Annotated in this window: 21 protein-coding genes and 3 tRNA genes; 13 read left to right on the forward strand and 11 right to left on the reverse strand. The window is 63.5% G+C overall.

From position 1 onward, the window contains the following. Positions 1-69: 69 nt before the first annotated feature. The 5 genes from ruvC to AC0Z2B_RS04880 form a co-directional block, all read right to left on the reverse strand. Positions 70-594 (reverse strand): crossover junction endodeoxyribonuclease RuvC, encoded by a 525-nt coding sequence (gene ruvC / locus AC0Z2B_RS04860; protein ID WP_476295378.1) that lies wholly within the window; start codon positions 592-594, stop codon positions 70-72. A 109-nt stretch (positions 595-703) separates the two neighbouring features. Then, on the reverse strand, positions 704-1,450 hold the full coding sequence (locus AC0Z2B_RS04865; protein WP_476295379.1) for a YebC/PmpR family DNA-binding transcriptional regulator: 747 nt from the start codon (positions 1,448-1,450) through the stop codon (positions 704-706). A gap of 202 nt (positions 1,451-1,652) precedes the next feature. Beyond that, positions 1,653-3,428, reverse strand: coding sequence for an aspartate--tRNA ligase (gene aspS, locus AC0Z2B_RS04870; RefSeq protein WP_476295380.1), 1,776 nt, complete (start codon positions 3,426-3,428; stop codon positions 1,653-1,655). A 94-nt stretch (positions 3,429-3,522) separates the two neighbouring features. Then, positions 3,523-3,744 carry an FmdB family zinc ribbon protein gene (locus AC0Z2B_RS04875; protein WP_027978767.1) on the reverse strand — a complete coding sequence of 74 codons (222 nt, stop codon included), beginning with the start codon at positions 3,742-3,744 and terminating at the stop codon, positions 3,523-3,525. A gap of 131 nt (positions 3,745-3,875) precedes the next feature. Continuing rightward, complete coding sequence (locus AC0Z2B_RS04880) at positions 3,876-4,208, reverse strand: ribbon-helix-helix domain-containing protein (RefSeq protein WP_476295566.1); 333 nt, start codon at positions 4,206-4,208, stop codon at positions 3,876-3,878. A 597-nt stretch (positions 4,209-4,805) separates the two neighbouring features. Between AC0Z2B_RS04880 and AC0Z2B_RS04885 the strand changes: the two genes are divergently transcribed. After that, positions 4,806-5,408 (forward strand): cold-shock protein, encoded by a 603-nt coding sequence (locus AC0Z2B_RS04885; RefSeq protein ID WP_476295381.1) that lies wholly within the window; start codon positions 4,806-4,808, stop codon positions 5,406-5,408. Positions 5,409-5,513: 105 nt separating this feature from the next. Here the strand turns inward: AC0Z2B_RS04885 and AC0Z2B_RS04890 are convergent, their stop codons facing one another. Next, a complete protein-coding gene (locus AC0Z2B_RS04890) occupies positions 5,514-5,720 on the reverse strand; it encodes a SlyX family protein (RefSeq protein ID WP_416427451.1) in 207 nt (68 codons plus the stop codon). Next, positions 5,710-6,147 carry an HIT domain-containing protein gene (locus tag AC0Z2B_RS04895; RefSeq protein WP_476295382.1) on the reverse strand — a complete coding sequence of 146 codons (438 nt, stop codon included), beginning with the start codon at positions 6,145-6,147 and terminating at the stop codon, positions 5,710-5,712. The genes AC0Z2B_RS04890 and AC0Z2B_RS04895 overlap by 11 nt, the downstream gene beginning before the upstream one ends. A 912-nt stretch (positions 6,148-7,059) precedes the next feature. Here AC0Z2B_RS04895 and AC0Z2B_RS04900 point away from each other — a divergent pair. The 3 genes from AC0Z2B_RS04900 (at position 7,060) to AC0Z2B_RS04910 (ending at position 11,243) form a co-directional block, all read left to right on the forward strand. Beyond that, complete coding sequence (locus tag AC0Z2B_RS04900) at positions 7,060-8,394, forward strand: OprD family porin (RefSeq protein ID WP_476295383.1); 1,335 nt, start codon at positions 7,060-7,062, stop codon at positions 8,392-8,394. A gap of 164 nt (positions 8,395-8,558) precedes the next feature. Continuing rightward, positions 8,559-10,274 (forward strand): proline--tRNA ligase, encoded by a 1,716-nt coding sequence (locus AC0Z2B_RS04905; protein WP_476295384.1) that lies wholly within the window; start codon positions 8,559-8,561, stop codon positions 10,272-10,274. Positions 10,275-10,292: 18 nt separating this feature from the next. Then, complete coding sequence (locus tag AC0Z2B_RS04910; protein ID WP_416426310.1) at positions 10,293-11,243, forward strand: hypothetical protein; 951 nt, start codon at positions 10,293-10,295, stop codon at positions 11,241-11,243. Positions 11,244-11,323: 80 nt separating this feature from the next. On the opposite strand, the gene dinB is transcribed toward AC0Z2B_RS04910, so the two are convergent. Further along, positions 11,324-12,391, reverse strand: coding sequence for a DNA polymerase IV (gene dinB / locus AC0Z2B_RS04915; protein WP_476295386.1), 1,068 nt, complete (start codon positions 12,389-12,391; stop codon positions 11,324-11,326). A 261-nt stretch (positions 12,392-12,652) separates the two neighbouring features. Here dinB and AC0Z2B_RS04920 point away from each other — a divergent pair. The 5 genes from AC0Z2B_RS04920 (at position 12,653) to AC0Z2B_RS04940 (ending at position 17,511) form a co-directional block, all read left to right on the forward strand. Then, positions 12,653-12,729, forward strand: a tRNA-Met gene (locus AC0Z2B_RS04920). 200 nt (positions 12,730-12,929) lie between these two features. Further along, positions 12,930-13,006, forward strand: a tRNA-Met gene (locus AC0Z2B_RS04925). 231 nt (positions 13,007-13,237) lie between these two features. Further along, positions 13,238-13,314 (forward strand) — tRNA-Met (locus AC0Z2B_RS04930). A gap of 322 nt (positions 13,315-13,636) precedes the next feature. Beyond that, positions 13,637-16,213 carry a bifunctional lysylphosphatidylglycerol flippase/synthetase MprF gene (gene mprF / locus AC0Z2B_RS04935; protein WP_416427452.1) on the forward strand — a complete coding sequence of 859 codons (2,577 nt, stop codon included), beginning with the start codon at positions 13,637-13,639 and terminating at the stop codon, positions 16,211-16,213. Beyond that, a complete protein-coding gene (locus AC0Z2B_RS04940; protein ID WP_476295388.1) occupies positions 16,213-17,511 on the forward strand; it encodes a virulence factor family protein in 1,299 nt (432 codons plus the stop codon). Before mprF ends, AC0Z2B_RS04940 begins: the two co-directional genes overlap by 1 nt. A 170-nt stretch (positions 17,512-17,681) precedes the next feature. Here the strand turns inward: AC0Z2B_RS04940 and AC0Z2B_RS04945 are convergent, their stop codons facing one another. Further along, positions 17,682-18,566, reverse strand: a complete 885-nt coding sequence (locus AC0Z2B_RS04945; protein WP_476295389.1) for a LysR family transcriptional regulator — start codon at positions 18,564-18,566, stop codon at positions 17,682-17,684. Positions 18,567-18,668: 102 nt separating this feature from the next. Here AC0Z2B_RS04945 and AC0Z2B_RS04950 point away from each other — a divergent pair, with 102 nt between their 5' ends. From AC0Z2B_RS04950 to nhaA, 4 genes are all read left to right on the forward strand, one after another. Then, positions 18,669-19,268 carry a short chain dehydrogenase gene (locus AC0Z2B_RS04950; RefSeq protein ID WP_476295391.1) on the forward strand — a complete coding sequence of 200 codons (600 nt, stop codon included), beginning with the start codon at positions 18,669-18,671 and terminating at the stop codon, positions 19,266-19,268. Between the two features lie 62 nt (positions 19,269-19,330). After that, positions 19,331-20,008, forward strand: a complete 678-nt coding sequence (locus AC0Z2B_RS04955; protein WP_476295392.1) for a COG3650 family protein — start codon at positions 19,331-19,333, stop codon at positions 20,006-20,008. A gap of 113 nt (positions 20,009-20,121) precedes the next feature. Then, positions 20,122-21,735 (forward strand): NAD(P)/FAD-dependent oxidoreductase, encoded by a 1,614-nt coding sequence (locus tag AC0Z2B_RS04960; RefSeq protein ID WP_476295394.1) that lies wholly within the window; start codon positions 20,122-20,124, stop codon positions 21,733-21,735. Between the two features lie 257 nt (positions 21,736-21,992). Further along, entirely contained in the window at positions 21,993-23,165 is a 1,173-nt protein-coding gene (gene nhaA / locus AC0Z2B_RS04965) for a Na+/H+ antiporter NhaA (protein ID WP_476295395.1), read from the forward strand. 64 nt (positions 23,166-23,229) lie between these two features. Here nhaA and AC0Z2B_RS04970 read toward each other — a convergent pair whose 3' ends face one another. Further along, positions 23,230-23,694, reverse strand: a complete 465-nt coding sequence (locus tag AC0Z2B_RS04970) for an outer membrane lipoprotein (protein ID WP_416426319.1) — start codon at positions 23,692-23,694, stop codon at positions 23,230-23,232. 202 nt (positions 23,695-23,896) lie between these two features. Further along, the gene (pdxH, locus tag AC0Z2B_RS04975) at positions 23,897-24,544 is read right to left on the reverse strand and encodes a pyridoxamine 5'-phosphate oxidase (protein ID WP_476295397.1); all 648 of its coding nucleotides are present in this window, start codon (positions 24,542-24,544) and stop codon (positions 23,897-23,899) included. Between the last annotated feature and the right edge of the window lie 9 nt (positions 24,545-24,553).

Below are 24,553 nucleotides of genomic sequence, written 5' to 3' on the forward strand. Positions count from 1 at the left end.
AAGCAATGCTCGCCATCATTGCAGGCCCGGCGGGCCATGCAAGTCAAAAATCTTCAGCAGATGATGCTATCAGAGGCGCAGGCGCCCACCGCGGCTGCGGGCGCTGCCCAGGCCGTGGGGAATCAGGCTGGAACGGGTATGCGCGTGGGTCAGGGCAATGGCCAGGGCGTCGGAGGCGTCGATCTGCGGCTTGGCCACCAGTTTCAGCAGGTGCATGACCATCATCTGCACCTGTTCCTTGTTGGCGCCGCCAGTGCCGGCCACGGCCTGCTTGACTTGGGTGGCGGTGTACTCGGCCACTTCCAGGCCCTCCTCCATGGCCGCGACGATGGCGGCGCCACGGGCCTGGCCCAACTTCAGGGCGGAGTCGGCGTTGCGCGCCATGAACACCTTCTCGATGCCCATGGTCACCGGCCCGTAGGTCTGGATCACCTCGCGCACGCCACGGAAGACGATCTGCAGGCGCTCCTGCAGTTCGCCGCTGCCAGTGCGAATGCAGCCCGAAGCCACGTACTCGCACCCGCGCCCGGTGTCGCGCACCACGCCGTAGCCGGTAATGCGCGAACCGGGGTCGATACCAAGAATTAACGTCATAAAGCCTGCAGTTCGAAGGGTGCCGAAAAAGCAGAAACCGGAGCGGCAAAGTCGCGCCTTTCGACGCGATCCTGCTGCTCCGGCCTCAAGAGTAGAACGTGGCGCGGGATCAGCCGAGCTTTTCCATTACCTCGTCCGGGATCTGCGCGTTGGAATAGACGTTCTGCACGTCATCCAGGTCTTCGAGCATGTCGATCAGCTTGATGACCTTTTCCGCGCCATCCAGGTCCAGCTCGGCGCTGGTGCTCGGCACCATGACGATCTCGGCGTCGGTGGACTTGAAGCCCGCCGCTTCGAGGGCGTTGCGCACTGCGTAGAAGCTGGCGAACGAGGTGAACACGTCCATGGAGCCGTCTTCGTGGGTGGTGACGTCGTCGGCGTCGGCTTCCATCGCCGCTTCCATCAGCGCGTCTTCGTCGGTGTCGGTGGCAAAGGTGATCTGGCCCTTGCGCTCGAACAGGTAGGCCACCGAACCGTCGGTGCCCAGGTTGCCGCCCGACTTGCTGAACGCATGGCGCACGGCTGCCGCGGTGCGGTTGCGGTTGTCGGTCATGCACTCGACCATCACCGCCACGCCACCCGGACCGTAGCCTTCGTAGGTCAGCTCGACCACGTCGTCGCTGGCCGCAGCGCCCGTGCCGCGCGCTACCGCACGGTCAATGATGTCGCGGCTCATGTTGGCGCCCAGGGCCTTGTCCAGGGCCAGGCGCAGGCGCGGGTTGGAGCCCGGATCGCCGCCACCCTGACGGGCAGCGACGGTCAGCTCACGAATCCACTTGGTGAAGATCTTGCCTCTCTTGGCATCCTGACGCTCTTTGCGGTGCTTGATGTTCGCCCACTTGGAATGGCCAGCCATAACAACTCCGAAATTCTCTTATTACGCAATCGCGGGAGTGGGCTTGGCGTGGGAGCGGGCTCTGCCCGCGAAACGAACACCGCGGGGCCGGGTTCGCGGGGCGAGCCCCCGCCGACACACACCAGCTCACGCCAGGCCAACCTCTACAGGTTCGGGCCTGCCATGTAAAAAGCGCATCCGAAGATGCGCTCTGGTGCAGCTCTTACTCAGCCTTGGGCTGTTCGCGCAGGCGGATGTGCAGCTCGCGCAGGGCCTTGGCGTCGACCAGGCCAGGGGCCTGGGTCATCACGCACGCGGCGCTCTGGGTTTTCGGGAAGGCGATCACTTCGCGAATCGACTGGGCGCCGGTCATCAGCATCACCAGGCGGTCCAGGCCGAAGGCCAGGCCACCGTGGGGCGGTGCGCCGTACTTCAGGGCGTCCAGCAGGAAGCCGAATTTCTCTTCCTGTTCGGCCTCGTCGATACCCAGCAGGCGGAACACCGCCTGTTGCATTTCCTTGCGGTGGATACGGATCGAACCGCCACCCAGCTCGGTGCCGTTCAGGACCATGTCGTAGGCGCGCGACAGGGCGGTGGCCGGGTTGGCCTCCAGCTCTTCAGGCGAGCACTTCGGCGCGGTGAACGGGTGGTGCAGCGCGGTGAAGCTGCCGTCGTCGTTCTCTTCGAACATCGGGAAGTCGACGACCCACATCGGCGCCCATTCGCAGGTGTGCAGGTTGAAGTCGTTACCAACCTTGATACGCAGCGCGCCCAGGGCCTCGCTGACGATCTTGGCCTTGTCGGCGCCGAAGAAGACGATGTCGCCATCGACCGCGCCAACGCGGTCCAGGATGGTGTTCAGCGCAGCTTCAGGGATGTTCTTGACGATTGGCGACTGCAGGCCTTCGACGCCCTTGGCGCGCTCGTTGACCTTGATGTACGCCAGGCCCTTGGCACCGTAGATGCCGACGAACTTGGTGTAGTCGTCGATCTTGCTGCGCGGCATGCTCGCGCCGCCAGGCACGCGCAGGGCGGCAACGCGGCATTTAGGGTCGTTGGCCGGGCCGCTGAACACCTTGAATTCCACGTCCTTCAGCTGGTCGGCCACGTCAACCAGCTCCAGCGGGTTGCGCAGGTCCGGCTTGTCGGAACCGTAGCGGCGCATGGCCTCTTCGAAGGTCATGTGCGGGAATTCGCCGAACTCCAGGTCCAGCACTTCCTTGAACAGGTTGCGGATCATGCCTTCGGTCAGGCCCATGATGTCTTCCTCGTTGAGGAAGCTGGTCTCGATGTCGATCTGAGTGAACTCAGGCTGACGGTCGGCACGCAGGTCTTCGTCGCGGAAGCACTTGGCGATCTGGTAGTAGCGGTCGAAGCCGGCCACCATCAGCAGCTGCTTGAACAGCTGTGGCGATTGCGGCAGGGCGAAGAAGCTGCCGGCGTGAGTACGGCTAGGCACCAGGTAGTCGCGGGCACCTTCAGGGGTGGCGCGGGTCAGGATCGGCGTCTCGACGTCGAGGAAGCCGTTCTCGTCCAGGAAGCGACGGATGCTGGTGGTCATGCGCGAACGCAGGCGCAGCTTCTCGGCCATTTCCGGACGACGCAGGTCGATGAAGCGGTAGCGCAGGCGGGTTTCCTCGCCGACGTCGGAATATTCGTTGAGCGGGAACGGCGGGGTTTCCGCTTCGTTCAGCACTTCCAGCTCGTAGCCCAGCACTTCGATCATGCCCGAAGCCATGTTGGCGTTGCCGGCACCGGCCGGGCGCAGGCGCACCTTGCCGGTGACCTTGACCACGTACTCGCTGCGCACGCGGTCGGCGGCGGCGAAGGTCTCGGCGCGATCCGGGTCGAAGACCACCTGGGCCAGGCCCTCACGATCACGGATATCGAGGAAGATAACCCCGCCATGGTCACGACGGCGGTGGACCCAGCCGCAAAGGGTGATTTCCTGACCGTCCAGGGTCTCGTTCAGTTGGCCGCAATAATGGCTGCGCATCATGATGGTGGTTTCGCTTCTCGTATTCGGTATTCGGGGAAGGCCTTGCAAGCCTTGGCTGGCCTAATAGTGCAAGACCCTGCGGGTGCAGTTCAACTCAATCGGCTTTGTCGCCACCCGCCAGATTCTTTTTGCTGCCGGTCTTGAAGTCGGTTTCGTACCAGCCCGTGCCACTCAGGCGGAAGCCTGGCATGGAGAGCATTTTCTTCAGCTCCGGGGCCTGGCAGGCCGGGCAGTCCGTCAACGGCGACGCACTGATCTTCTGGATGACTTCCATCTGGTGACCACAGGAAGCGCATTGATAGTCATACATGGGCATGGGAACGTCTCGGCAAGCAGGTACACGGCACAGGCCGCACTTTGCGGCAAAGAGCGGGATTATATCCTTATACCGCGCGCCTGTGCAGCCGTGACGACACCCCGAATGTCGCCCTGCCCCCACAGCCCCGTTCACTGGGCCCTGGCACACCGTTCGAGCAGGTGCACCACGCAGACCACGCGCACCAGCCCACTGAAGTTCTTCACCCCACCGTGACGCAGGTGCACCTCGCGATCGACGTGGGACAGGATGGCATTGACCGAACAGCCGTTGGCCCTGGCAATGCGCTCCAGCACCTTCCAGTACACCGACTCCAGGCGCAGGCAGGTGGCAAAGCCGTTCAGCCGCACCGACCGCGACAAGGGCTGCGCCAATTGCATGTTGAAGTCTGCAAGAAAAGGATCATGGGGTATCTTTCCCGTTCTGGCCACCGCTCGACTAATTGGAAGTATTTCGCTGGGCATATTCATCACCACATCCTTGTGTAAAACAACACTGAGAAAAAACAGTTACAGTTTTAGCAATTCCCTCTCCCCATGAAGCCCTAACTAAATATCTACAACCAGCGGAAGCGCCACTTCAAACCGTAGGAACACGTCGCCAAACACAAGTAATTTATTTACCTCAGCACCCTTTAAAACTCTTGCCCATGCAGCCTCAAGCCGCGCTGGCCGGTACCTGCAGGCCTACGCCCGACTTCACTGCAAGCGGTTCCCCACGGGCGCGCCGGGCGGCTGTTTTAATCGCTGATCAACAACTAGCCCTACCAGCAAATGGCGCGCACCCTACAACATCATCAGCCTGTTCTTATTGCAGCACCACAACACCCTCCAGGCACACCGCAAACGTTTGGTGACTCGTCGTCGAAATGACCGTCCGGTGCGCTGATTTGAGTACCCCCCTGCTTTGCTGTTAAATAGAACACCTGTGCCGCGCACACCTTCGTTGCGTGCGTGGGCACAGGCTGAGCCCGCCCCGTGAACTGCGTCTCATTTTGTTCCGATGCGCACCGTGTCGTGCCAGCTCTTCCTCGTGATCCGTCTGAACGTGAGTTAAATAAAATGTTGAAAATTGTTCACCTCCTAACGGGCGCCGCAGCCTTGCTGCTGTCGTTCATACCCAGCCTGCGGGCCGAAGCCGTGCCTTACCTGCAACAACCCGAAGCTATCTACCTGGCACTGTTCGGTCTGCTCAACCTGACCCTGGCCCCAGTGATTCCCTACTGGAACAAAGGCCCTCGCCATCAGGCGCAAAACCTGGTCAGCGTGCTGCTGATCCTGGCCGTGGTGGCGCAAACCGTGGCCCTGCTGGCCGAATGGCCGACCATCGCCGGCTTCCCGGCGCAACTGCCAGGCCTGGCCTGCGCGGTGCTGGCGGTGCTGGTGCACCTGGCCGTCAGTTTCTACAAGTCGTCGCCTGCCGCTGCCACATCGTCCTATGACATGAGCAACCGCGATACCGGCACCGTGAAGTGGTTCAACACTTCCAAGGGGTTCGGCTTTATCTCCCGCGATTCGGGCGATGACATCTTCGTGCACTTCCGCGCCATTCGTGGCGAGGGCCACCGCGTGCTGGTCGAAGGCCAGCGCGTCGAGTTCTCGGTCATGAACCGCGACAAGGGCCTGCAGGCCGAAGACGTGATCGCCGCCTCGCCGCGGCGCTGATCGCCAGCCACAAAAAAACCGCGCCCGGCGCGGTTTTTTTATGCCTGCAAATCAGCCCCCGTAGCAGCTGCCGCCAGGCAGCGTCCCAGCCACCGCAATAGCGGTTCAATAGTGCGGCGGCGGCGCCTCATGCTCACTGACACCGAACTGCCCCACCATCTCTTCCTGGCGCTTGAGCAAGGCAGCCATCTGCAACTGCAGGCGCTCCACTTGCCGCTGCTGCTGCACCAGCTCGTCGTTGAGCGCCTGGATGGTGTCATCCTGGAACGCCAGGCGACTCTCCAGCTCCATCACCCGGGCTTCAAGCGTCATCATGAACCTCCAGAAACACGAAGTCCGCCGGCAACAGCCCTTTGAGCCGCTCGCGAATAGCCACTACTTGTTCGGTGCTGTAAGGCTGACCAACAACTTTGCCCCAGACCGGCGCCGGCCAAGCGGCATCTTTCTTGTAACGAACTATGACGTGCATGTGCAACTGACTGACAACATTACCCAAGGTGGCGACATTCATCTTGTCGGCCGCGAAATGTTGATGGAGAAGTTTCGCCAGGGAGTTGGTTTCTTCCCACAGTTGCAGTTGCTCGGTGTCATTGAGCTGAAACAGCTCGCTGATACCGTCGCGGCGTGGCACCAGAATAAACCACGGATAGTTGGCATCGTTACTCAGCAGCAGCCGGCTCAGGGGAAAATCCCCAATGACGTGGGTGTCGTGCTGCAGGCGCGAATCTAAAGAAAACACCGCGAGATCTCCGGCAAGGTGAAAATTTTTTTAGCCCCATGAACCAGGAAGGCCCATGCACCGACAGGATACCCGCGATCAGTCCTGCGTTCACGGAGAACGTGCCGGCGCCTCCGCAGAGGGGGTCGCATCAGGGCCTGAAAGCGCACCATCAAGGTGCGTTACGCACCAAAAAACCACGCTTCCCCCAAGGTTTTTCTGCCTCCCCCACACCGCTCGCCAGCCCCCGTCGCGCAATCGTTTAATTCGGAAACACTCCCGTCCAGCGGGGCGGTTTGCCAAAGTGCAACTGTGGGCTAGGCTGCGTGGGGCAACCGCTACTTTTCGCACCAAAATAGACCGGAGTGAGTAATGCCAGTGCGCCAGTCATCCGCCAAGTTCCCACTTGCGCACGACAACGGTAACGTTTCCGTCACGCCCTGGAAGCGCACCCGATCTTCGCCACCGCGTCAAGTTCCCCCGCGCCCCCCCAATTTCATGAGGCGGCAGGGCCCTACCGCAAAAAAAGTGAAAGAAATGTCATGCTCTGGCACGTTTGGGCGCGCTTGTTGCATTCCTACCCACCCAAGTCGGCAGGCAGCCCGGGACGGGATGACTTGCGACAAATAACAACAGCTGCACGGAAGACCAAGGAGTTTTCAGGCAGGAGCTTAGAACCATTTTTCCTATGCTCGCCCCCTTGAAAACAGCGCTGTAGTTGTGCAGCTTGTGTTACCCGAAGCTGTGGTTTGCGACACGGACGGAAGTTTTTGCGACAGGCTCGAGAAGAAGCCGGACGATTGAGCTTAGAAGTATCGCCATAAAGCGTCAGCGTGATATAAGTTCACGCCGACACAAAAAGAAAGAGCCGCCCAGATAATAAACCAGGTGGGACGGCAGTACTCTTCCTAAAAACCAAAGGAGCAAATCACGATGAAAGTGATTAAGTGGAGCGCAATCGCACTGGCAGTTACCGCGGCTAGCACGCAGCTGGCCAGCGCCGCAGCATTCGTTAGCGATCAAGCAGACGCCAAGGGCTTCGTCGAAGACGCCACCCTGAACATGCTGCTGCGCAACTACTACTTCAACCGCTACTTGCCAGGTTCCCCACCCCACACTGCTTCGGACTGGACCCAGGGCATCCAGGGTGTGTTCACCTCTGGCTTCACCCAAGGCACCATCGGTGTGGGCGTCGACGCGTTCGGCTACCTGGGCCTGAAGCTCGACGGCAGCAAAGGCACTACCGGCACCAACAACCTGACCACCGGCGCCGATGGCCCGAACGACAGCTACGGCAAAGCCGGCGCCGCCGTCAAGTTCCGCGTCTCCAAGACCGAACTGAAAATTGGTGACCAGCAGCCAACCACCTCGCCGGTATTCGCCGTCGGTGGCTCGCGCCTGACCCCGCAAACCGCCACCGGTATCACTTTGCAGAGCAGCGAAGTGAAGAACCTCGACGTGGAAGCCGGGCACTTCACCTCGGCCACCAGTGAAAGCACCACCAACCGCGACGGCAACCTGTGGGCCAACTACGCGGAAGTCTCGTCTCGCTCGATCGACTACGCCGGCGGCAAGTACGCCTTTAGCGACAGCCTGACCGCTTCGCTGTATGGCGCCAAGCTGGACAACATCTGGAACCAGTACTACACCAACCTGAACTATGTGCTGCCCCTGGCAGACACCCAGTCGCTGACCTTCGACTTCAACTACTACAAGACAGTTGATAGCGGCAGCGCCAACGCCGGCAAAATCGACAACAACACGTTCTCGCTGTCGGCCGCCTATGCCTTCCTGTCGGCACACACCATCACCCTGGCCTTCCAGAAGGTCAACGGCGACACTCCGTTCGACTACATCGGCGTGGGCGACAACAACCGCGGCGGCGACTCGATCTTCCTGGCCAACTCCATTCAGTACTCCGACTTCAACGGCCCGGGTGAAAAATCGGCCCAGGTCCGCTACGACCTGAACATGGCTACTTTCGGCGTACCAGGCCTCAGCTTCATGGCTCGTTACGCTAAGGGCTGGGACATCGACTACAGCAGCGTTTCCCCTGACAGCGCCTACTACAACAGTGACCGCGCTGGCGAAAGCGACGCCAAACACCACGAAACCAACGTGGAAGCCAAATACGTGATCCAGGAAGGCCCTGCCAAGGACCTGTCCTTCCGTATTCGTCAAGCATGGCACCGCTCCAGCAGCCTGCAGGCCGACGGCAACGCCGACGAGTTCCGCCTGATCGTCGACTACCCACTGTCGATCCTGTAACCACAGGGCACTCGCCAGCGGTAACGACAGCTATATAAAGAAGCCCGGCGCACGCCGGGCTTTCTTTTGCTCGCGATACCTCATGACCGCTACCCTGTACGTCGCCGGGCGTGCACCGTACAATGCCCAGCTTCGATAAAATTCAGCAACAGACACGGCCTATCATGCGCACCAGTCAATATTTGCTCGCCACCCAGAAAGAAATCCCCAACGACGCGGTCGTCATCAGCCACCAGCTGATGCTGCGCGCCGGCATGATCCGCAAGCTTGCCTCGGGCCTGTACACCTGGCTGCCGATGGGCCTGCGCGTGATGCGCAAGGTGGAAAACATCGTGCGCGAGGAAATGGACGCCGCCGGCGCCCTGGAAGTGCTGATGCCTGGCATCCAGCCTGCCGAGCTGTGGCAGGAATCGGGCCGCTGGGAACAGTACGGCCCTGAACTGCTGCGCCTGAACGACCGTCACGGTCGTGATTTCTGCGCAGGCCCTACCCACGAAGAAGTCATCACTGACCTGGCGCGCAACGAGCTCAACAGCTACAAGCAGCTGCCGATCAACCTGTACCAGATCCAGACCAAATTCCGTGACGAGATCCGTCCACGCTTCGGCTTGATGCGCGGCCGCGAATTCATCATGAAGGATGCCTACTCCTTCCACGCCGACCAGGCCTCGCTGCAGCAGACCTACGACCGCATGCACCAGGCCTACTGTAACGTGTTCACCCGCCTGGGCCTGAAGTTCCGCCCAGTGGAAGCCGACAACGGCTCGATCGGCGGCGCCGGCTCCCACGAGTTCCACGTGCTGGCCGAGTCCGGTGAAGACGATATCGTTTTCAGCGACACGTCCGACTACGCCGCCAACATCGAGAAGGCCGAGGCCATCCCGCGCGAAACCGCCCGTGGCGCCGCCACCGAGGAGCTGCGCCTGGTCGACACGCCGAACGCCAAGACCATCGCCGAACTGGTGGAAAACTTCGGCCTGGCCATCGAGAAGACCGTCAAGACCCTGATCGTGCACGCCGCCGAAGAAGGCAAGCTGATCGCCCTGGTGGTCCGTGGCGACCACGAGCTGAACGAAATCAAGGCCGGCAACCACCCACTGGTTGCCAGCCCACTGGTCATGGCCAGCGACGCCGAACTGCGTGACGCCATCGGCGCCGGCGCTGGCTCCCTGGGCCCGCTGAACCTGCCGCTGCCGTGCATCATCGACCGCTCCGTGGCGCTGATGAGCGACTTCGGCGTGGGCGCCAACATCGACGACAAGCACTACTTCGGCGTGAACTGGGAGCGCGACCTGCCGCTGCCGGAAGTCGCCGACCTGCGCAACGTCGTCGAGGGCGACCCAAGCCCGGACGGCCAGGGCACCCTGGTGATCAAGCGCGGCATCGAAGTGGGCCACATCTTCCAGCTGGGCACCAAGTACAGCGAAGCGATGAAGTGCCAGGTGCTGGGCGAGAACGGCAAGCCGGTCACCCTGACCATGGGTTGCTATGGCATTGGCGTGTCGCGCGTGGTGGCTGCAGCCATCGAGCAGAACAACGACGCCGGCGGCATCATCTGGAACGACACCCTGGCGCCGTTCCAGATCGCCCTGGTACCGCTGCGCTACGAAACCGAGCAGGTTCGCGAGGCGACTGACAAGCTGTACGCCGACCTGACCGCCGCCGGCTTCGAAGTGCTGCTGGACGACCGCGACAAGAAGACCAGCCCCGGCATCAAGTTCGCCGACATGGAGCTGATCGGCATTCCGCATCGCATCGTCGTCAGCGACCGCGGCCTGGCCGAAGGTAACCTGGAATACAAGAGCCGCACCGAAGGCGAGGCCCAGGCCATTCCGGTCGCCGACGTGCTGTCGTTCATCCAGGCCCGCGTGCGTCGCTGATCCAGACTCAGGGAAACCATGTACAAGCGAAGTGGCTTAAAACTGGGGAGCACCGCCTTGTGCGGTGCTCTGCTGCTGGGCGGCTGTGCCAACCACATGTCCCAGCGCAGCGAACATGACGAGCGCGTGGAACGCAAGCTGATCGACCACAGCCTGCAGATCGACGCCGGTAGCCCGGCGGCCCTGGAGCTGCCGCAACGGCGGGTGCGCATCCACGAACAGAAGACCTTCGAAGTCACCGAGTTCGAGGTAACCCGCCGTTACGATCGCTACACGCCCTACCAGCCCTGGCGCGAGCTGTACGAAGTGCCGTTGGGCGCGGTGGCGGTGGTCGCCGGCGTCGGCGCTAACGTGGTGAACGTGCTGATGTTCGGGCAACTGCCTGACAGCGTCACCAAGGACTGGATCAACTACGGTTTCGCCGGCCTCAACCCGTTCATGAACGTGCAGTCCAACGGCCGCGCGCAACAGAATCTCGCGGGTGTCGACCAGGTGCAGAAAGACAAGCGCCTGGAAACCACCAGCCTGCCCTGGAGCGAGCGCCCGGTGGACGTGCAGTCAGGCAAGCAGACCTATGAGCTGACCACCGACCGCAACGGCGTGCTCAAGATCAACCTGTTGGACAGCCCCTTCGCCGACCAGGACCTGAAGAACGTCAACCAACTGAAGATCAGTGTCGAGGACGCCGACGACAACGTGCGCGCCGATGCGACGCTGGGGCTGGGCAGTGACCTACGCGGCAAGCTGGTGGAGGCCCATGGCCTGATCTACGACGACCTCGAAGGCGAGGACGTGCGCCAGTGGGTGCACCGGGTCAAGCGCCTGTCCGACCTGGGCATGGAAGAGGAAGCCAGCGAACTGGAGCAGAGCCTGATCGAGCTGACCCGCAACGATCCGGAACTGCAACAGCAATTCCTGCGCTCGCTGACCCGCGACGCGGGGCGCCTGGTGGCTGATCCCGGCCTGTAGCCCGGGACGCCGATGGACGCGGCCTGCGGCCGCTGCTACGGGATCGCATGTAGCAGCTGCCGCCAGGCGGCGTCCCGCGGTTACCCATTCTCACCAAACAACTCCAACTGCTCCAACGCGCCACGCAGGTCCTGCAGGCGCACGCCAATTCCCAGCAGGCGCACTGGCTTGCCGCCGCGCGCCACCGCCTGGCTCAACAGCTGCCGGTAGCTGTCCAGGTCCCTGCCCGCCCCCGCCTGCTCCAGGGTGGTCTGGCTGAAATCATGAAACTTGACCTTCACAAACGGCTTGCCCGGCTTGTAGCTGCTGTCGATGCGCGCCATGCGCGTGGCCAGGGTCTCCATCAACTCCGGCAATTTCGCCAGGCAGGCCTCCACGTCCGGCAGGTCAGTGTCGTAGGTGTTTTCCACGCTGATCGACTGCCGACGGCTGTCATTGTGCACCGGGCGGTCATCGATGCCACGGGCCAGCCCCCACAACCGCTCGCCGAAGCTGCCGAACTCGCGCACCAGGGCCAGTTTGCTCCAGTCCCGCAGCTCCAGGCAGCTGCTGATGCCCAGGCGTGCCAGCTTGTCGGCGGTGACCTTGCCCACGCCATGCAGCTTGCTGACCGGCAAGGCGGCGACAAAGTCCTCCACCTCCCGCGGCGTCACCACAAACAGGCCGTTGGGCTTGCGCCAGTCACTGGCGATCTTGGCGAGGAACTTGTTGGGTGCAACCCCGGCCGAGACAGTGATGTGCAACCGCCGCGACACTTTGCGGCGGATGTCCTCGGCAATGCGGGTGGCGCTGCCGGCAAAGTGCGCGCACTCCGACACGTCCAGGTAGGCCTCGTCCAGCGACAGCGGCTCGATCAGCTCGGTGTACTCGCGGAAAATGCCATGAATTTCCCGCGACGCTTCCTTATAGGCGTCCATGCGTGGCTTGACGATGGTCAGGTCGGGGCACAATTTGAGGGCGTGGCGCGACGACATGGCCGAACGCACGCCATAGGCGCGGGCCTCGTAGTTGCAGGTCGCTATCACACCGCGCCGGTCCGCCGAGCCGCCCACGGCCAAAGGCTTGCCGGCCAGGCTGGGGTCGTCGCGCATTTCGATGGCGGCGTAGAAGCAGTCACAGTCGACGTGGATGATTTTGCGCTGCGTCATGGCCCATATGTGTCTGTCTATAAAGGAGGCGTTTTCGTACGAAACGCTGACCAGTATCTCACCCAGCCTGCCGCCATGGCGAACCCAGGGCGGATCCGATATTTATTTTTTCAATTGAACAGCGCCTTGCGATAGGGCTGAAACCCCCGCCCCGCCTGCCTCGCAGCCATTTTACGAAGTGCTAAGCGCTTGAACGAAAAGACTTTTCCTGCAGCGGGCGTTTGACACGCCTGGGGAAGTCTGTAGAATCAATCCCACAGACGCGGGATGGAGCAGTCTGGTAGCTCGTCGGGCTCATAACCCGAAGGTCGTCGGTTCAAATCCGGCTCCCGCAACCAAACATCGAAGAAGGCCACTTGAAAAAGTGGCCTTTTTTGTTTCCGTTTGTTTCAAATAATACGCTCCCCCCCGTAGCAGCTGCCGAAGGCTGCGTCGCTCCTGGACGCAGCCTTCGGCAGCTGCTACGGGAATTATTTGGTAGTTCAAGGAGTTAACGGTTGACACACTGCCGCCGTGCTGTAGAATCCGCCCCCACAGACGCGGGATGGAGCAGTCTGGTAGCTCGTCGGGCTCATAACCCGAAGGTCGTCGGTTCAAATCCGGCTCCCGCAACCAAATATCGAAGAAGGCCACTTGAAAAAGTGGCCTTTTTTGTGCGCGCGTACTTTGCATCCCGTAGCAGCTGCCGAAGGCTGCGTCGCTCCTGGACGCAGCCTTCGGCAGCTGCTACGGAGATTGATGAATTCCTTGGTAGTTCAAAGACTTGCCTAAGGCGCGCCAGTTTGTCGCAGCACTGGATTAACGGTTGACACCCCGCCGCAGTGCTGTAGAATCCGCCCCTACAGACGCGGGATGGAGCAGTCTGGTAGCTCGTCGGGCTCATAACCCGAAGGTCGTCGGTTCAAATCCGGCTCCCGCAACCAAATATCGTAGAAGGCCACTCGCAAGAGTGGCCTTTTTCGTTTGCGCGCAGAAATAAAATCGGCACAAACCTGCCGTATTGTTGTCCACCCTTGCGGGACCTGCAGGTGGAAGAAACATGAAACTTCCCCTATAGATAAAGCGTCCGAGCCCGATAAAAGGTCAAACGGGTTAATATATTCCGAATTATTTTTGTATAGGGATTGGTAACTTGACTGGATACCTTCATCCTGTTGCGCACAATCCACGAGGTGATTGATGCGCCCCGACTCGCCAGAACTGCCTGAAACCGTGACTGCCCCACATCCGTTAAACCCAAGCAAAATGCGCTGGCTGGAACTGCTGAGCAAGTACCGCCAACCCATCGGCCTGGTCGTGACCCTGTTGCTGTTCGGTATCGCCCTGATCGCCTGCCGCCACCTGCTGGCGGAACTCGACATCTATGCCCTGCATGATTCGGTACTGAGCACGCCCAAGGCTTCCCTGTTCGGTGCATTGGCCGCAGCAGCCGCCGGTTTCGTCGTGCTGCTGGGCTATGAATGGTCGGCCAGCCGCTACGCTGCCGTGACCCTGCCACGCCGTACCCTGGTGCTGGGCGGCTTCACCGCGTTCGCCATTGGCAATGCCATCGGCCTGTCGCTGCTGTCCGGCGGCTCGGTACGTTACCGCCTGTACGCCCGCCACGGCATCGGCGCCGCCGAAGTGGCGCGCATGACCCTGTTCGCCAGCCTGTCGCTGGGCTGCGCCCTGCCGCCCCTGGCGGCGCTGGCCACCCTGAGCAACCTGCCGGCCGCATCCGCCGCCTTGCACATCGCCCCGGGCGTGCTGGGCGCCATCGCAGGTGCCGTGATTGCCCTGACCCTGCTGCTGGCCGCCGGCATCTATCGTCGCCGCCTGGGCGAGCAACCGATTGCGGACAACCTGCTGGTCAAGGTCGGCCGTCGCACCCTGCGCCTGCCGGGCGTGCGCCTGACCCTGCTGCAACTGGTGATCACCGCCCTCGACGTGTTGCTGGCCGCCACCGTGCTGTACCTGCTGTTGCCCGAGGCGCCGCCGTTCGGCGCCTTCGTGCTGGTGTACCTGCTGGCCCTGGCGGCTGGCGTGCTCAGCCACGTGCCGGGCGGGGTCGGCGTGTTCGAGGCCATCCTGCTGGCCGCGTTCACCAACGAACTGGGCGCCGCGCCCCTGGCCGCCGCCCTGCTGCTGTACCGCCTGATCTACGTGATGCTGCCGCTGCTGCTGGCCTGTATCGTGCTGCTGGCCACCGAAGCCAAGCGCTTCTTCTTCGCCCAGCAGGCCATTCGCGTGGCCTCGGGCATGGCGGCGCCGATCCTGGCGCTGCTGGTGTTCCTGTCCGGCGTGGTGCTGCTGTTCTCTGGCGCCACCCCGGAAATCGACACGCGCCTGGAGCACCTGGGCTTCCTGATCCCCCACCGCCTGATCGACGCCTCGCACTTCGGCGCCAGCCTGATCGGCGTGCTGTGCCTGCTGCTGGCCCAGGGCCTGCGCCGGCGCCTGTCCGCCGCGTGGATGCTGACCACCACCCTGCTGCTGGTGGGCGCGCTGCTGTCGCTGCTCAAGGGCTTTGACTGGGAAGAAGCCAGCCTGCTGATCTTCACGGCGGGCCTGCTGGCGATCTTCCGCCGCTCGTTCTACCGCCCCAGCCGCCTGCTGGAGCTGCCGTTCTCGCCGTTCTACCTGATGGCCAGCGCCTGCGTGGTCGGTGCCTCGATCTGGCTGCTGCTGTTCGCCTACCAGGACATTCCGTACAAGCATCAACTGTGGTGGCAGTTCACCCTCGACGCCGACGCCCCGCGCGGCCTGCGTTCAGCCCTGGGCAGCGCTGTGCTGCTGGTGATCGTCGCCCTGACCTGGCTGCTGCGCACTGCGCGGCCGGTGATCCACCTGCCTGACAGCGAGGAACTGCACAAGGCGGCGAAGATCCTGATGACCTCCGATCAGCCGGACGGTGGTCTGGCGCTGACGGGTGACAAGGCACTGCTCTTCCACCCTAACGATAACGCCTTCATGATGTACGCCCGCCGCGGGCGGAGCCTGGTGGCGCTGTACGACCCCATTGGCTCGACCCAGCAACGGGCGGAAATGATCTGGCAGTTCCGTGACCTGTGCGATTTCCATCATGCCCGCCCGGTGTTTTACCAGGTGCGTGCCGAGAACCTGCCGTTCTACATGGACATCGGCCTGACTGCGATCAAACTGGGCGAGGAAGCCCGGGTAGACCTGGAACGGTTCGACCTGGAAGCCAAGGGCAAGGAGATGAAGGACCTGCGCTACACCTGGAACCGCGGTACCCGCGACGGCCTGTCGCTGGAGATCCACGAACCGGGCCAGGCGCCGCTGGACGAGCTGAAGGTGATTTCCGATGCCTGGCTGACCGGCAAGAACGTGCGGGAAAAAGGCTTCTCCCTGGGTCGTTTCAGCCCGGAGTACCTGCAGCATTTTCGTATTGCAATCATTCATTTCGAGGGACGCCCCGTGGCGTTCGCCAACCTGCTCGAGACCCACAGCCACGAGCTGGCCAGTCTCGACCTGATGCGCGCACACCCCGAGGCACCAAAGCTGACCATGGAGTTCATGATGGTCGGCCTGATTCAACATTATAAGAGTCATGGTTACGCGCGCTTCAGCCTGGGCATGGTGCCGTTGTCGGGCCTGCAACCACGTCGCGGCGCACCGCTGACCCAGCGCCTGGGTTCGATGGTGTTCCGCCGTGGCGAGCAGCTCTACAACTTCCAGGGCCTGCGGCGCTTCAAGGATAAATTCCAGCCCGACTGGGAACCCCGTTACATGGCCGTGCCCGCAGGACTCGATCCGCTGGTGGCACTGGCCGATACCGCCGCCCTTATCGCGGGCGGCCTGACAGGATTGGTGAAACGCTGATGATTCGACGCAACTGGCGTAAAGGGCTGGCGGTCGTGGTGGTAGTGATCGCTGGCGCCGCGGCGGTCTACTGGTACATGAACCGCCCCGCCCCCGCGCCCCTTCTAGAACAGGTGAAGCTGGACGACGGCAACACCGTGACCCTGGTCACCCCCGGCACCCACATCAAGGCCCGGGTAGTGCTGTCGGTGCCGGCCGAACAGGCGCTGACCGACAAGCAACTGACCGACCTCAGCAAGGACGGCTCGGCGCAGTTGGTGCAGGTACTGTTGGCCAAGTCCGACTGCGACGAGCAGGAAAACGACATCAAGGCCGCCGCCCAGCACCTGGACGGCCCGGTAACCGTGTTCGGCGGCATTGGCTCCGGCGCGGCCGAAGCCTGGTCGTGGCTGGCCAAGCAGGCCGACGACAAGGCCACCGCCGTGTCGGTAGGCTTCAGCCTGGAACAGCCTGGCTGCGCCACCCCGCTGCCGAAGAAGGCCGACCACGGCCACTGGATCGTCGCCTGGAACGACAACCCGGACGACGCCAGCGCCTCGTTCGTGCGCGACACCCCCAACGCCGAGACCAGCATCAGCGACTACGATGTGCACCTGCCGCAGGTGCTCAAGAACGAGCTGACCAAGCTGCTGGTGGGTGACAACAAGGACGCCCTGAGCATGCCCGTGGTGGAAGTGCCGGCTGGCCAGGCCACCGACACCGTGACCCTGTTCCTGTCCGGCGACGGCGGCTGGCGCGACCTGGACCGCGACGTCGCGGGCGAGATGGCGAAGATGGGCTACCCGGTGGTGGGCATCGACATGCTGCGCTACTACTGGCAGCACAAGACGCCTGAGCAAAGCGCCGAGGACCTGTCCGCACTGATGCTGCACTACCGCCAGAAGTGGGGCACCAAGCGCTTCATCCTGGCCGGTTATTCGTTCGGCGCCGACGTGCTGCCTGCTACCTACAACCGCCTGCCGGCCGATGACCAGAAGCGCATCGACGGCGTGCTGCTGCTGGCCTTCGCCCGCAGCGGCAGCTTCGAGATCGAGGTCGAGGGTTGGCTGGGCAACGCCGGCAAGGAAGCACCGACGGGGCCGGAAATCGCCAAGATGCCGCAGAACAAGATCCTGTGCGTGTACGGTGTCGAGGAAGCCGATGAAACCGGCTGCACCGACAACAAGACCTACACCGGCGAGACCCTCAAGCTGCCTGGCGGCCACCACTTCGATGAAGATTACCCGGCGCTGGCCAAGCGCCTGATCGACGCCATCGAGAAGCTGCAAGGCAAGCCACCGGTGGCCAAGGCCAACTAAGCCCCTGCCCCCTCAAAAAAGCCTCCCTCGCGGAGGCTTTTTTGTTCGCCTCCGTAGCAGCGGCCGCCAGGCCGCGTCCAGCCTCGATGCAGTATCCCTGACAACCTGCGGCGCCGTCGGACGCGGCCGGCGGCCGCTGCTACGGGGCGTCGGACGGCCGTACGCACGGGTTACGGCGCGGACCAGGCCGCCAGGTAATCGGCCACCACCTGCACCCGGCGCGGCAAGCCACCTTGATACGGATGCACCAGGAACAGCGGCGCGCTGGAGGTCTGGTAATCCCGCAGCAACCACACCAGCCGGCCCTCCTCCAACTCGGCATGCAGCATGTACGACGGCAACCTGGCCACCCCAGCCCCCGCCAGCGCAGCTTTCTTCAGCAGGCTGTAGTGGTTGCTGGCAAACGGCCCGGCCACCGCCACGCGGATCAGCTCATGCTGGCGGTGGTAGCGCCATTCTTCGCGGCCCTGGTAGTGACTGTTGAGCAGGCAGGCATGCCCCGCCAGGTCCTGGGGTGTCGCCGGCGCCGCACGCTGGGCCAGGTAGGCCGGGCTGGCGCAAGTAATCTCCTGCATGGTCAGCAGCGGCCGCGCCACCAGGCGCTCGTCGCTGGCCACGTTCTCGCGCACCGCCAGGTCAAAGCCCTCGCGGGCCAGGTCGCGGTAGGCGTTGCTCAGGTCCAGTTCCAGGTTGATCTGCGGGTAATCGCCGCCCAGCGCCAGCAGCAACCCTTCGAAAAAGGTCTCGCCCAGGGACACCGGCACCGTCAGCCGCACCGGCCCGGCCAGCTCGTCCTTGAGCTGCGCCAAAGCCCGGTGGGCGCGTTGCATCTGCGCCACAAGGGCCTGCGCCTCGGGCAACAGCGCCGCGCCCGCCGCCGTCAGGCTCAAACGCCGGGTGCTGCGGTGCAGCAATTGCACGCCATGGCCGGCCTCCAGGGCACTGATGCGCTTGGACAGCTGCCCCTTGCTCCAGCCCAGTTGCTCGGCGGCCCGGGTAAAGGTGCCCGCCTCGACCAGCACGGCGAACGCTGCCAGGTCATCAAGTTCGCTCATGGATTGTTTCCACATGAAAACCAAAGGTTGCCTATTAGAGGGATTATCAGCAAAAAGCAAATCTCTAGACTGGTCGCACACTCTCCCCACGAGGATTCAGCCATGAAGATTCTGTTGCTCGGTGCCAGCGGCACCGTCGGTTCCGCCGTTGCCAGCGAGCTTGCCCAGCGCCACGAGGTCGTTCGCGTGGGCCGCACCAGCGGCGACTTCCAGGTGGACATCAGCGACCCGGCTTCCATCCGCGCGCTGTTCGAGCAGACCGGGCGTTTCGATGCCCTGGTCAGCGCCGTAGGCAGCGTCACCTTCAAGCCACTGGGGGAAATGACCGACAGCGATTTCAGCCTCGGCCTGCACAACAAGCTGATGGGGCAGGTAAACCTGCTGTTGATCGGCCGCGAGTTCGCCAACGACGGCGCCTCGTTCACCCTGACTTCGGGCATTCTCAACCGCGACCCGATCCGTAGCGGCGCCTCGGCAGCCATGGTCAACGGCGCGCTGGACGCCTTCGTCCGCGCCGCGGCCATCGAGCTGCCCCGCGGCCTGCGCATCAACGCCGTCAGCCCTACGGTGCTGGTGGAAGCCATGGGCAGCTACGCGCCGTACTTCCGCGGCTACAAGCCAGTGCCCGCCGCCGAGGTGGCACTGGCCTACGCCAAGAGCGTCGAAGGCCTGCAGACCGGCCAGGTGTTTATCGTCGGCTAGCGGGCCGCAGAATTTTCACTTCTGCTGTGCTAGGGTGCGCCCCACTGACCAGGAGGCCCCCGATGCGCGTTGCCCGTAATCTGCTGTGTTTTGCCCTGCTACCGCTGTTCGCCGGTTGCCAGCTGTTCGCCTCCGCGCCCAGCCAGCCTTCCCACGCCGACCTCACGCGCATGCAGGGCGTGCTGATGGGCAATAACGGCCACTTGCTGTTCCAGCCCTGCGGCGAACAACGCCACTACACCGTCACCGATGTCGGCAATACCGGCGTGCTGCAGGAAGCCGCCGGCATCGTCGGCAAGTCCGGGCAGGTCTACGCCGACGTGCGCGGACGCTTCGAGGCCAGCAAGACCGGCGGCCTGGACGGCACCATCGACCTGCGCCAGTTCTACCGCCTGGAACGCTCCACCGCCGCCTGCAACGACCCCAACTTCAAGCTGCTGACCCTGCGCGCCGCCGGCACCGAGCCGTCGAAGTGGGAACTGCGCGCCAGCGGCAAGGGCCTGGAGCTGAGCCGCGCCGACCAGCCACCGCTGGCCGTGCCCTTTGTCGAGGAAACCCTGCCCGACGGCCGCCTGAGCCTGAGCACCGAGGCCAACGGCCTGAAGGTGGAATTGTGGGTAGCGCCCCAGCGCTGCGTGGACCCGACCACCGGCGGGGTGATGCAGATGAGCGCCGAATTGCGCGTCAATGACCAGCCGTACCGGGGCTGCGCCTACTTCGGTGGCGCCCGCAACGATTGAAGATCTGCCGTCGGGCAGTTAAAACCTGACGGCAATCGCCTCCGAACGCTTATAATGGCCGGTTAGTGCAAAGCTGCCGGGTCAACCCTGTGGCCCGGATATTGGACCCTGTCATGTTACGAATCACCGAACTCAAACTGCCCCTGGACCACGCCGACGAGGCCCTGCGCCCGGCCATCGTGCAGCGCCTGGGGATCGCCGACGCCGATCTGCTGGACTTCACCCTGTTCAAGCGCAGCTACGACGCGCGCAAGAAGAACAGCGAGCTGCAATTCATCTACACCATCGACCTCAACGTGCGCGACGAAGCCGCCGTGCTCGCGCGTTTCCCCGAGGACCGCAACGTCGGCCCGGCGCCGGACGTCAGCTACAAGGTGGTGGGCCATGCCCCCGAAGGCCTGGAAGAGCGCCCACTGGTGGTCGGCTTCGGCCCGTGCGGCATATTCGCCGCCCTGCTGCTGGCGCAGATGGGCTTCAAGCCGATCGTGCTGGAGCGTGGCAAGGAAGTGCGCCAGCGCACCAAGGACACCTGGGGCCTGTGGCGTAAAAGCGTGCTCAACCCCGAGTCCAACGTGCAGTTCGGCGAAGGCGGCGCAGGCACCTTCTCCGACGGCAAGCTGTACAGCCAGATCAAGGACCCGCTGCACCACGGCCGCAAGGTGCTGCACGAGTTCGTCAAATCCGGCGCGCCGGAGGAGATCCTCTACGTCAGCAAGCCGCACATCGGCACCTTCCGTCTCACCGGCATGGTCGAGAACATGCGCAAGGAGATCGAGGCCCTGGGCGGCGAGATTCGTTTCGAGCACAAGGTCACCGACCTGCTGATCGACAACGAACAGCTGCAAGGCGTGGTGCTGGAGAACGGCGAACAGTTGATGTCCCGCCACGTGGTCATGGCCCTGGGCCACAGTGCCCGCGACACCTTCCGCATGCTGCACGCCCGCGGCGTGTTCATGGAAGCCAAGCCGTTCTCCATCGGCTTCCGCATCGAGCACCCGCAAGGGCTGATCGACCAGGCGCGCCTGGGCAAGTACGCCGGCCACCCAAAGCTGGGCGCTGCCGACTACAAGCTGGTGCACCACGCCAAAAACGGCCGCTCGGTGTACAGCTTCTGCATGTGCCCGGGCGGCACCGTGGTAGCCGCCACTTCCGAGCCAGGCCGGGTGGTCACCAACGGCATGAGCCAGTACTCGCGTAACGAGCGCAATGCCAACTCGGGCATCGTCGTTGGCATCACCCCGGAAGTCGACTACCCGGGTGGCCCGCTGGCCGGCATCGAGCTGCAGGAAAAACTCGAGTCCACCGCCTACCTGCTGGGTGGCAGCAACTACCAGGCGCCGGCGCAACTGGTGGGCGATTTCATCGCCAACACGCCGTCCACCGCCTTGGGCGACGTGGAACCGTCCTACAAACCGGGCGTGTCCCTGGGCGACCTGGCGCTGTCGCTGCCGGCCTTCGCCATCGAGGCGATCCGCGAAGCACTGCCGGCCTTCGACAAGCAGATCCGCGGCTTTGCGCGCCCCGACGCGATCCTCACCGGCATCGAGACCCGCACCTCGTCGCCGCTGCGCATCACCCGTGATGCCAGCTTCCAGAGCCTCAACGTCAAGGGCCTGTTCCCGGCCGGCGAAGGCGCTGGTTACGCCGGTGGCATCCTGTCCGCTGGCGTGGACGGCATCCGCATCGCCGAAGCCGTAGCCCGCAGTATGCTGGGCATCGACGCCTGATTTCTCTGTAGCAGCTGCCGAAGGCGGCGTCCGAAGCACTTGGGTGCCCAAGACGCAGCCTGCGGCAGCTGCTACGGGAAATGTCCTACATCCGAATCAGACACGTCCTATCTCCACTGGCCTCCTTCGCTGTTAGGGTCCACTGCCCTGCCTTGCCTGCCATTTTTGTTATAACAAAAACGAATATAACTTTTGTTTTAACAACTGCCGGTACGGGTTAGGGTGTCCCCCTTCGAACACCAGGATGGAGCGCGACCGTGCCTCTGCGTAGTACTTTGACACGTTTCTTTCAGCTGGAAGCGGCCAGCGGCCTGCTGCTGATCGCGGCCGCCGTGCTGGCGCTGATCATCAACAATTCGCCGCTCACCGGCCTGTACAACAGCTTCCTCGACACGCCGGTAGTGGCCCAGGTTGGCGCCTTGCAAATCGCCAAGCCGCTGCTGCTGTGGATCAACGACGGGCTGATGGCGCTGTTCTTCCTGATCATCGGCCTGGAGGTGAAACGCGAAGTGCTGGAGGGCCAGCTGTCCAGCGTCTCCCAGGTAGCCCTGCCGGGCGCCGCGGCCATTGGCGGCATGGTGGTGCCGGCGCTGATCTTCTGGGCCCTGAACAAGGACAACCCCGCCGCCCTCAGTGGCTGGGCCATTCCCATGGCCACCGACATCGCCTTTGCCCTGGGCGTGCTGGCCCTGCTGGGCAAGCGCGTGCCGGTGTCGTTGAAGCTGTTCCTCATGACCCTGGCGATCATCGACGACCTGGGCGCCATCGTGGTCATCGCCCTGTTCTATTCGGGGGCCATCTCCAGCCTGGCGCTGATGCTGGCGGGCGCGTGCCTGCTGGCCCTGGTCGCCATGAACCGCCTGGGGGTGGTGAAGCTGGCGCCCTACCTGGTGGTGGGCGCCATCCTTTGGGTGTGCGTGCTCAAGAGCGGCGTGCACGCCACCCTGGCGGGCGTCACCCTGGCCTTCTGCATTCCCTTGCGCACCCGCAACGCCGAGCCATCGCCGTCGCGCAGCCTGGAGCATGCCCTGCACCCCTGGGTGGCCTACGCCATTCTGCCGCTGTTTGCCTTCGCCAACGCCGGCGTGCCACTGGCGGGCGTGACCCTGGAAAGCTTCACCCACCACGTGCCGCTGGGCATCGCCAGCGGCTTGCTGGTGGGCAAGACCCTGGGCGTGTTCGGCCTGACCTGGCTGGCGATCAAGACAGGCCTGGCGGCCCTGCCCGAAGGCGCCAGCTGGAGGCAGTTGCTGGGGGTGTCGATCCTGTGCGGCATCGGCTTTACCATGAGCCTGTTCGTCGGCTCGTTGGCCTATGTGCCGGGGCAAAGCCCATTCGCCGGCGAGGACCGCATGGGTATCCTGACGGGCTCGATCCTGGCGGCGTTCATCGGTTATGCGGTGACGGCGATGGCCAGCCGCAAGGCCTGACCTGGCCATGCGGCACAAAAAAAACCCGGCCTAGGCCGGGTTTTTCGTGTGCTGCGTGCGGGTATCAGTGCGAAACGCGGCTGGTACCGTCCACGGTCATGATGCGCACACGCTCGCCGACGCGGAAGATCTCGTTTTCCTGCACCTGCTGCACGTAGGCACGCATGCTGCCGTCGTCTTCGCGCACGGTGATTTCCACGCCCTGGGCGCGGGTCATGCCTTCTTCGGCAGCGGAGCCTACCAGGCCACCGGCCACGGCGCCGATCACGGCGGTGATGATGCTGCCACGGCCGCCACCGATGGCGCTACCGGCCACGCCGCCGACCACGGCGCCGGCGCCAGCGCCGATCGGGGTCTTGGTGCCTTCGATTTTCACCGGGCGCAGGGACTCGATGGTGCCCATGCGCACGGTTTGCACACGACGTGCTTCATCACGCGAGTAGGTGTCGCCCTGCAGGTTGGAGACGCAACCACCCAGGAACAGGGACGAAGTCGTGAAGCAGGCAAGAAGCAGTGCGGATTTACGCATGAAAATTCTCCGTGGGGCGTAGGTGCCCATTAAACGCTGGCCGTCGCAGGGTGTCACGACGCCAGCTGTAATAAATTGCGTCCATTCAGCTGAAGTACAGCCGTTCTGGCGGGCTTTGGAGGGCCGACGAAATGGCACGCTTGCGTGCAATCATGCCACATCGTCTGGACAACTGAGGAGAGGAAAAGGTCTGCCGCGCCGATCAGGGGGCCAGGCGCTCGCGCTGCCAGGCCTGGTCCACCAGGCGGTAGTTGAGCCGATCGTGCAGGCGGCTGGAGCGCCCCTGCCAGAACTCTATGCGCTCGGGCATCAGGCGGTAGCCGCCCCAGTGCTCGGGACAGTGGGGCTGGGTGTCGCTGAAGCGCTGCTCGGTGGCCTTGAGCAGGCCCTCGAGTTCAGCGCGGTCGGCGATTACCCGGCTCTGCGGCGAGGCCCAGGCACCCAGGCGGCTGCCCAGCGGGCGCACCTGGAAGTAGGCGTCGGACTCGTCATGGCTGACCTTGCTCACCCGCCCTTCGATGCGCACCTGGCGCTCCAGGGTGGGCCAGAAGAACGTCATGGCGGCAAAGGGGTTGGCATCCAACTGCCGGCCCTTGTCGCTTTCGTAGTTGGTGAAGAAGGTAAAGCCCTGGGGGTCCAGGGCCTTGAGCAACAGCACGCGGCAGTGTGGCCGGCCCTGTGCATCGACGGTGGCCAACGTCATGGCGTTGGCCTCCACGGGCGCTTGCTCGGTGGCAAGCGCTTCTTCGAACCAGCGCGTGAACAGCGCGAACGGCTCGACCGGGGCATTCGCCTCGGTCAGGCCGTCACGGGTGTAGTCACGGCGCATGTCGGCGAGTGCCTGGGTCATTGCGCGCTT

It is taken from the genome of Pseudomonas sp. GYB4201, from assembly GCF_056312595.1.

What these genes read in the sequence shown, in the direction of transcription:
- ruvC (WP_476295378.1), bottom strand. Translation starts at nt 594, where the DNA reads ATGACGTTAATTCTTGGTATCGACCCCGGTTCGCGCATTACCGGCTAC.
- AC0Z2B_RS04865 (WP_476295379.1), bottom strand. Translation starts at nt 1,450, where the DNA reads ATGGCTGGCCATTCCAAGTGGGCGAACATCAAGCACCGCAAAGAGCGT.
- aspS (WP_476295380.1), bottom strand. Translation starts at nt 3,428, where the DNA reads ATGATGCGCAGCCATTATTGCGGCCAACTGAACGAGACCCTGGACGGT.
- AC0Z2B_RS04875 (WP_027978767.1), bottom strand. Translation starts at nt 3,744, where the DNA reads ATGCCCATGTATGACTATCAATGCGCTTCCTGTGGTCACCAGATGGAA.
- AC0Z2B_RS04880 (WP_476295566.1), bottom strand. Translation starts at nt 4,208, where the DNA reads ATGCCCAGCGAAATACTTCCAATTAGTCGAGCGGTGGCCAGAACGGGA.
- AC0Z2B_RS04885 (WP_476295381.1), top strand. Translation starts at nt 4,806, where the DNA reads ATGTTGAAAATTGTTCACCTCCTAACGGGCGCCGCAGCCTTGCTGCTG.
- AC0Z2B_RS04890 (WP_416427451.1), bottom strand. Translation starts at nt 5,720, where the DNA reads ATGACGCTTGAAGCCCGGGTGATGGAGCTGGAGAGTCGCCTGGCGTTC.
- AC0Z2B_RS04900 (WP_476295383.1), top strand. Translation starts at nt 7,060, where the DNA reads ATGAAAGTGATTAAGTGGAGCGCAATCGCACTGGCAGTTACCGCGGCT.
- AC0Z2B_RS04905 (WP_476295384.1), top strand. Translation starts at nt 8,559, where the DNA reads ATGCGCACCAGTCAATATTTGCTCGCCACCCAGAAAGAAATCCCCAAC.
- AC0Z2B_RS04910 (WP_416426310.1), top strand. Translation starts at nt 10,293, where the DNA reads ATGTACAAGCGAAGTGGCTTAAAACTGGGGAGCACCGCCTTGTGCGGT.
- dinB (WP_476295386.1), bottom strand. Translation starts at nt 12,391, where the DNA reads ATGACGCAGCGCAAAATCATCCACGTCGACTGTGACTGCTTCTACGCC.
- mprF (WP_416427452.1), top strand. Translation starts at nt 13,637, where the DNA reads ATGCGCTGGCTGGAACTGCTGAGCAAGTACCGCCAACCCATCGGCCTG.
- AC0Z2B_RS04940 (WP_476295388.1), top strand. Translation starts at nt 16,213, where the DNA reads ATGATTCGACGCAACTGGCGTAAAGGGCTGGCGGTCGTGGTGGTAGTG.
- AC0Z2B_RS04945 (WP_476295389.1), bottom strand. Translation starts at nt 18,566, where the DNA reads ATGAGCGAACTTGATGACCTGGCAGCGTTCGCCGTGCTGGTCGAGGCG.
- AC0Z2B_RS04950 (WP_476295391.1), top strand. Translation starts at nt 18,669, where the DNA reads ATGAAGATTCTGTTGCTCGGTGCCAGCGGCACCGTCGGTTCCGCCGTT.
- AC0Z2B_RS04955 (WP_476295392.1), top strand. Translation starts at nt 19,331, where the DNA reads ATGCGCGTTGCCCGTAATCTGCTGTGTTTTGCCCTGCTACCGCTGTTC.
- AC0Z2B_RS04960 (WP_476295394.1), top strand. Translation starts at nt 20,122, where the DNA reads ATGTTACGAATCACCGAACTCAAACTGCCCCTGGACCACGCCGACGAG.
- AC0Z2B_RS04970 (WP_416426319.1), bottom strand. Translation starts at nt 23,694, where the DNA reads ATGCGTAAATCCGCACTGCTTCTTGCCTGCTTCACGACTTCGTCCCTG.
- pdxH (WP_476295397.1), bottom strand. Translation starts at nt 24,544, where the DNA reads ATGACCCAGGCACTCGCCGACATGCGCCGTGACTACACCCGTGACGGC.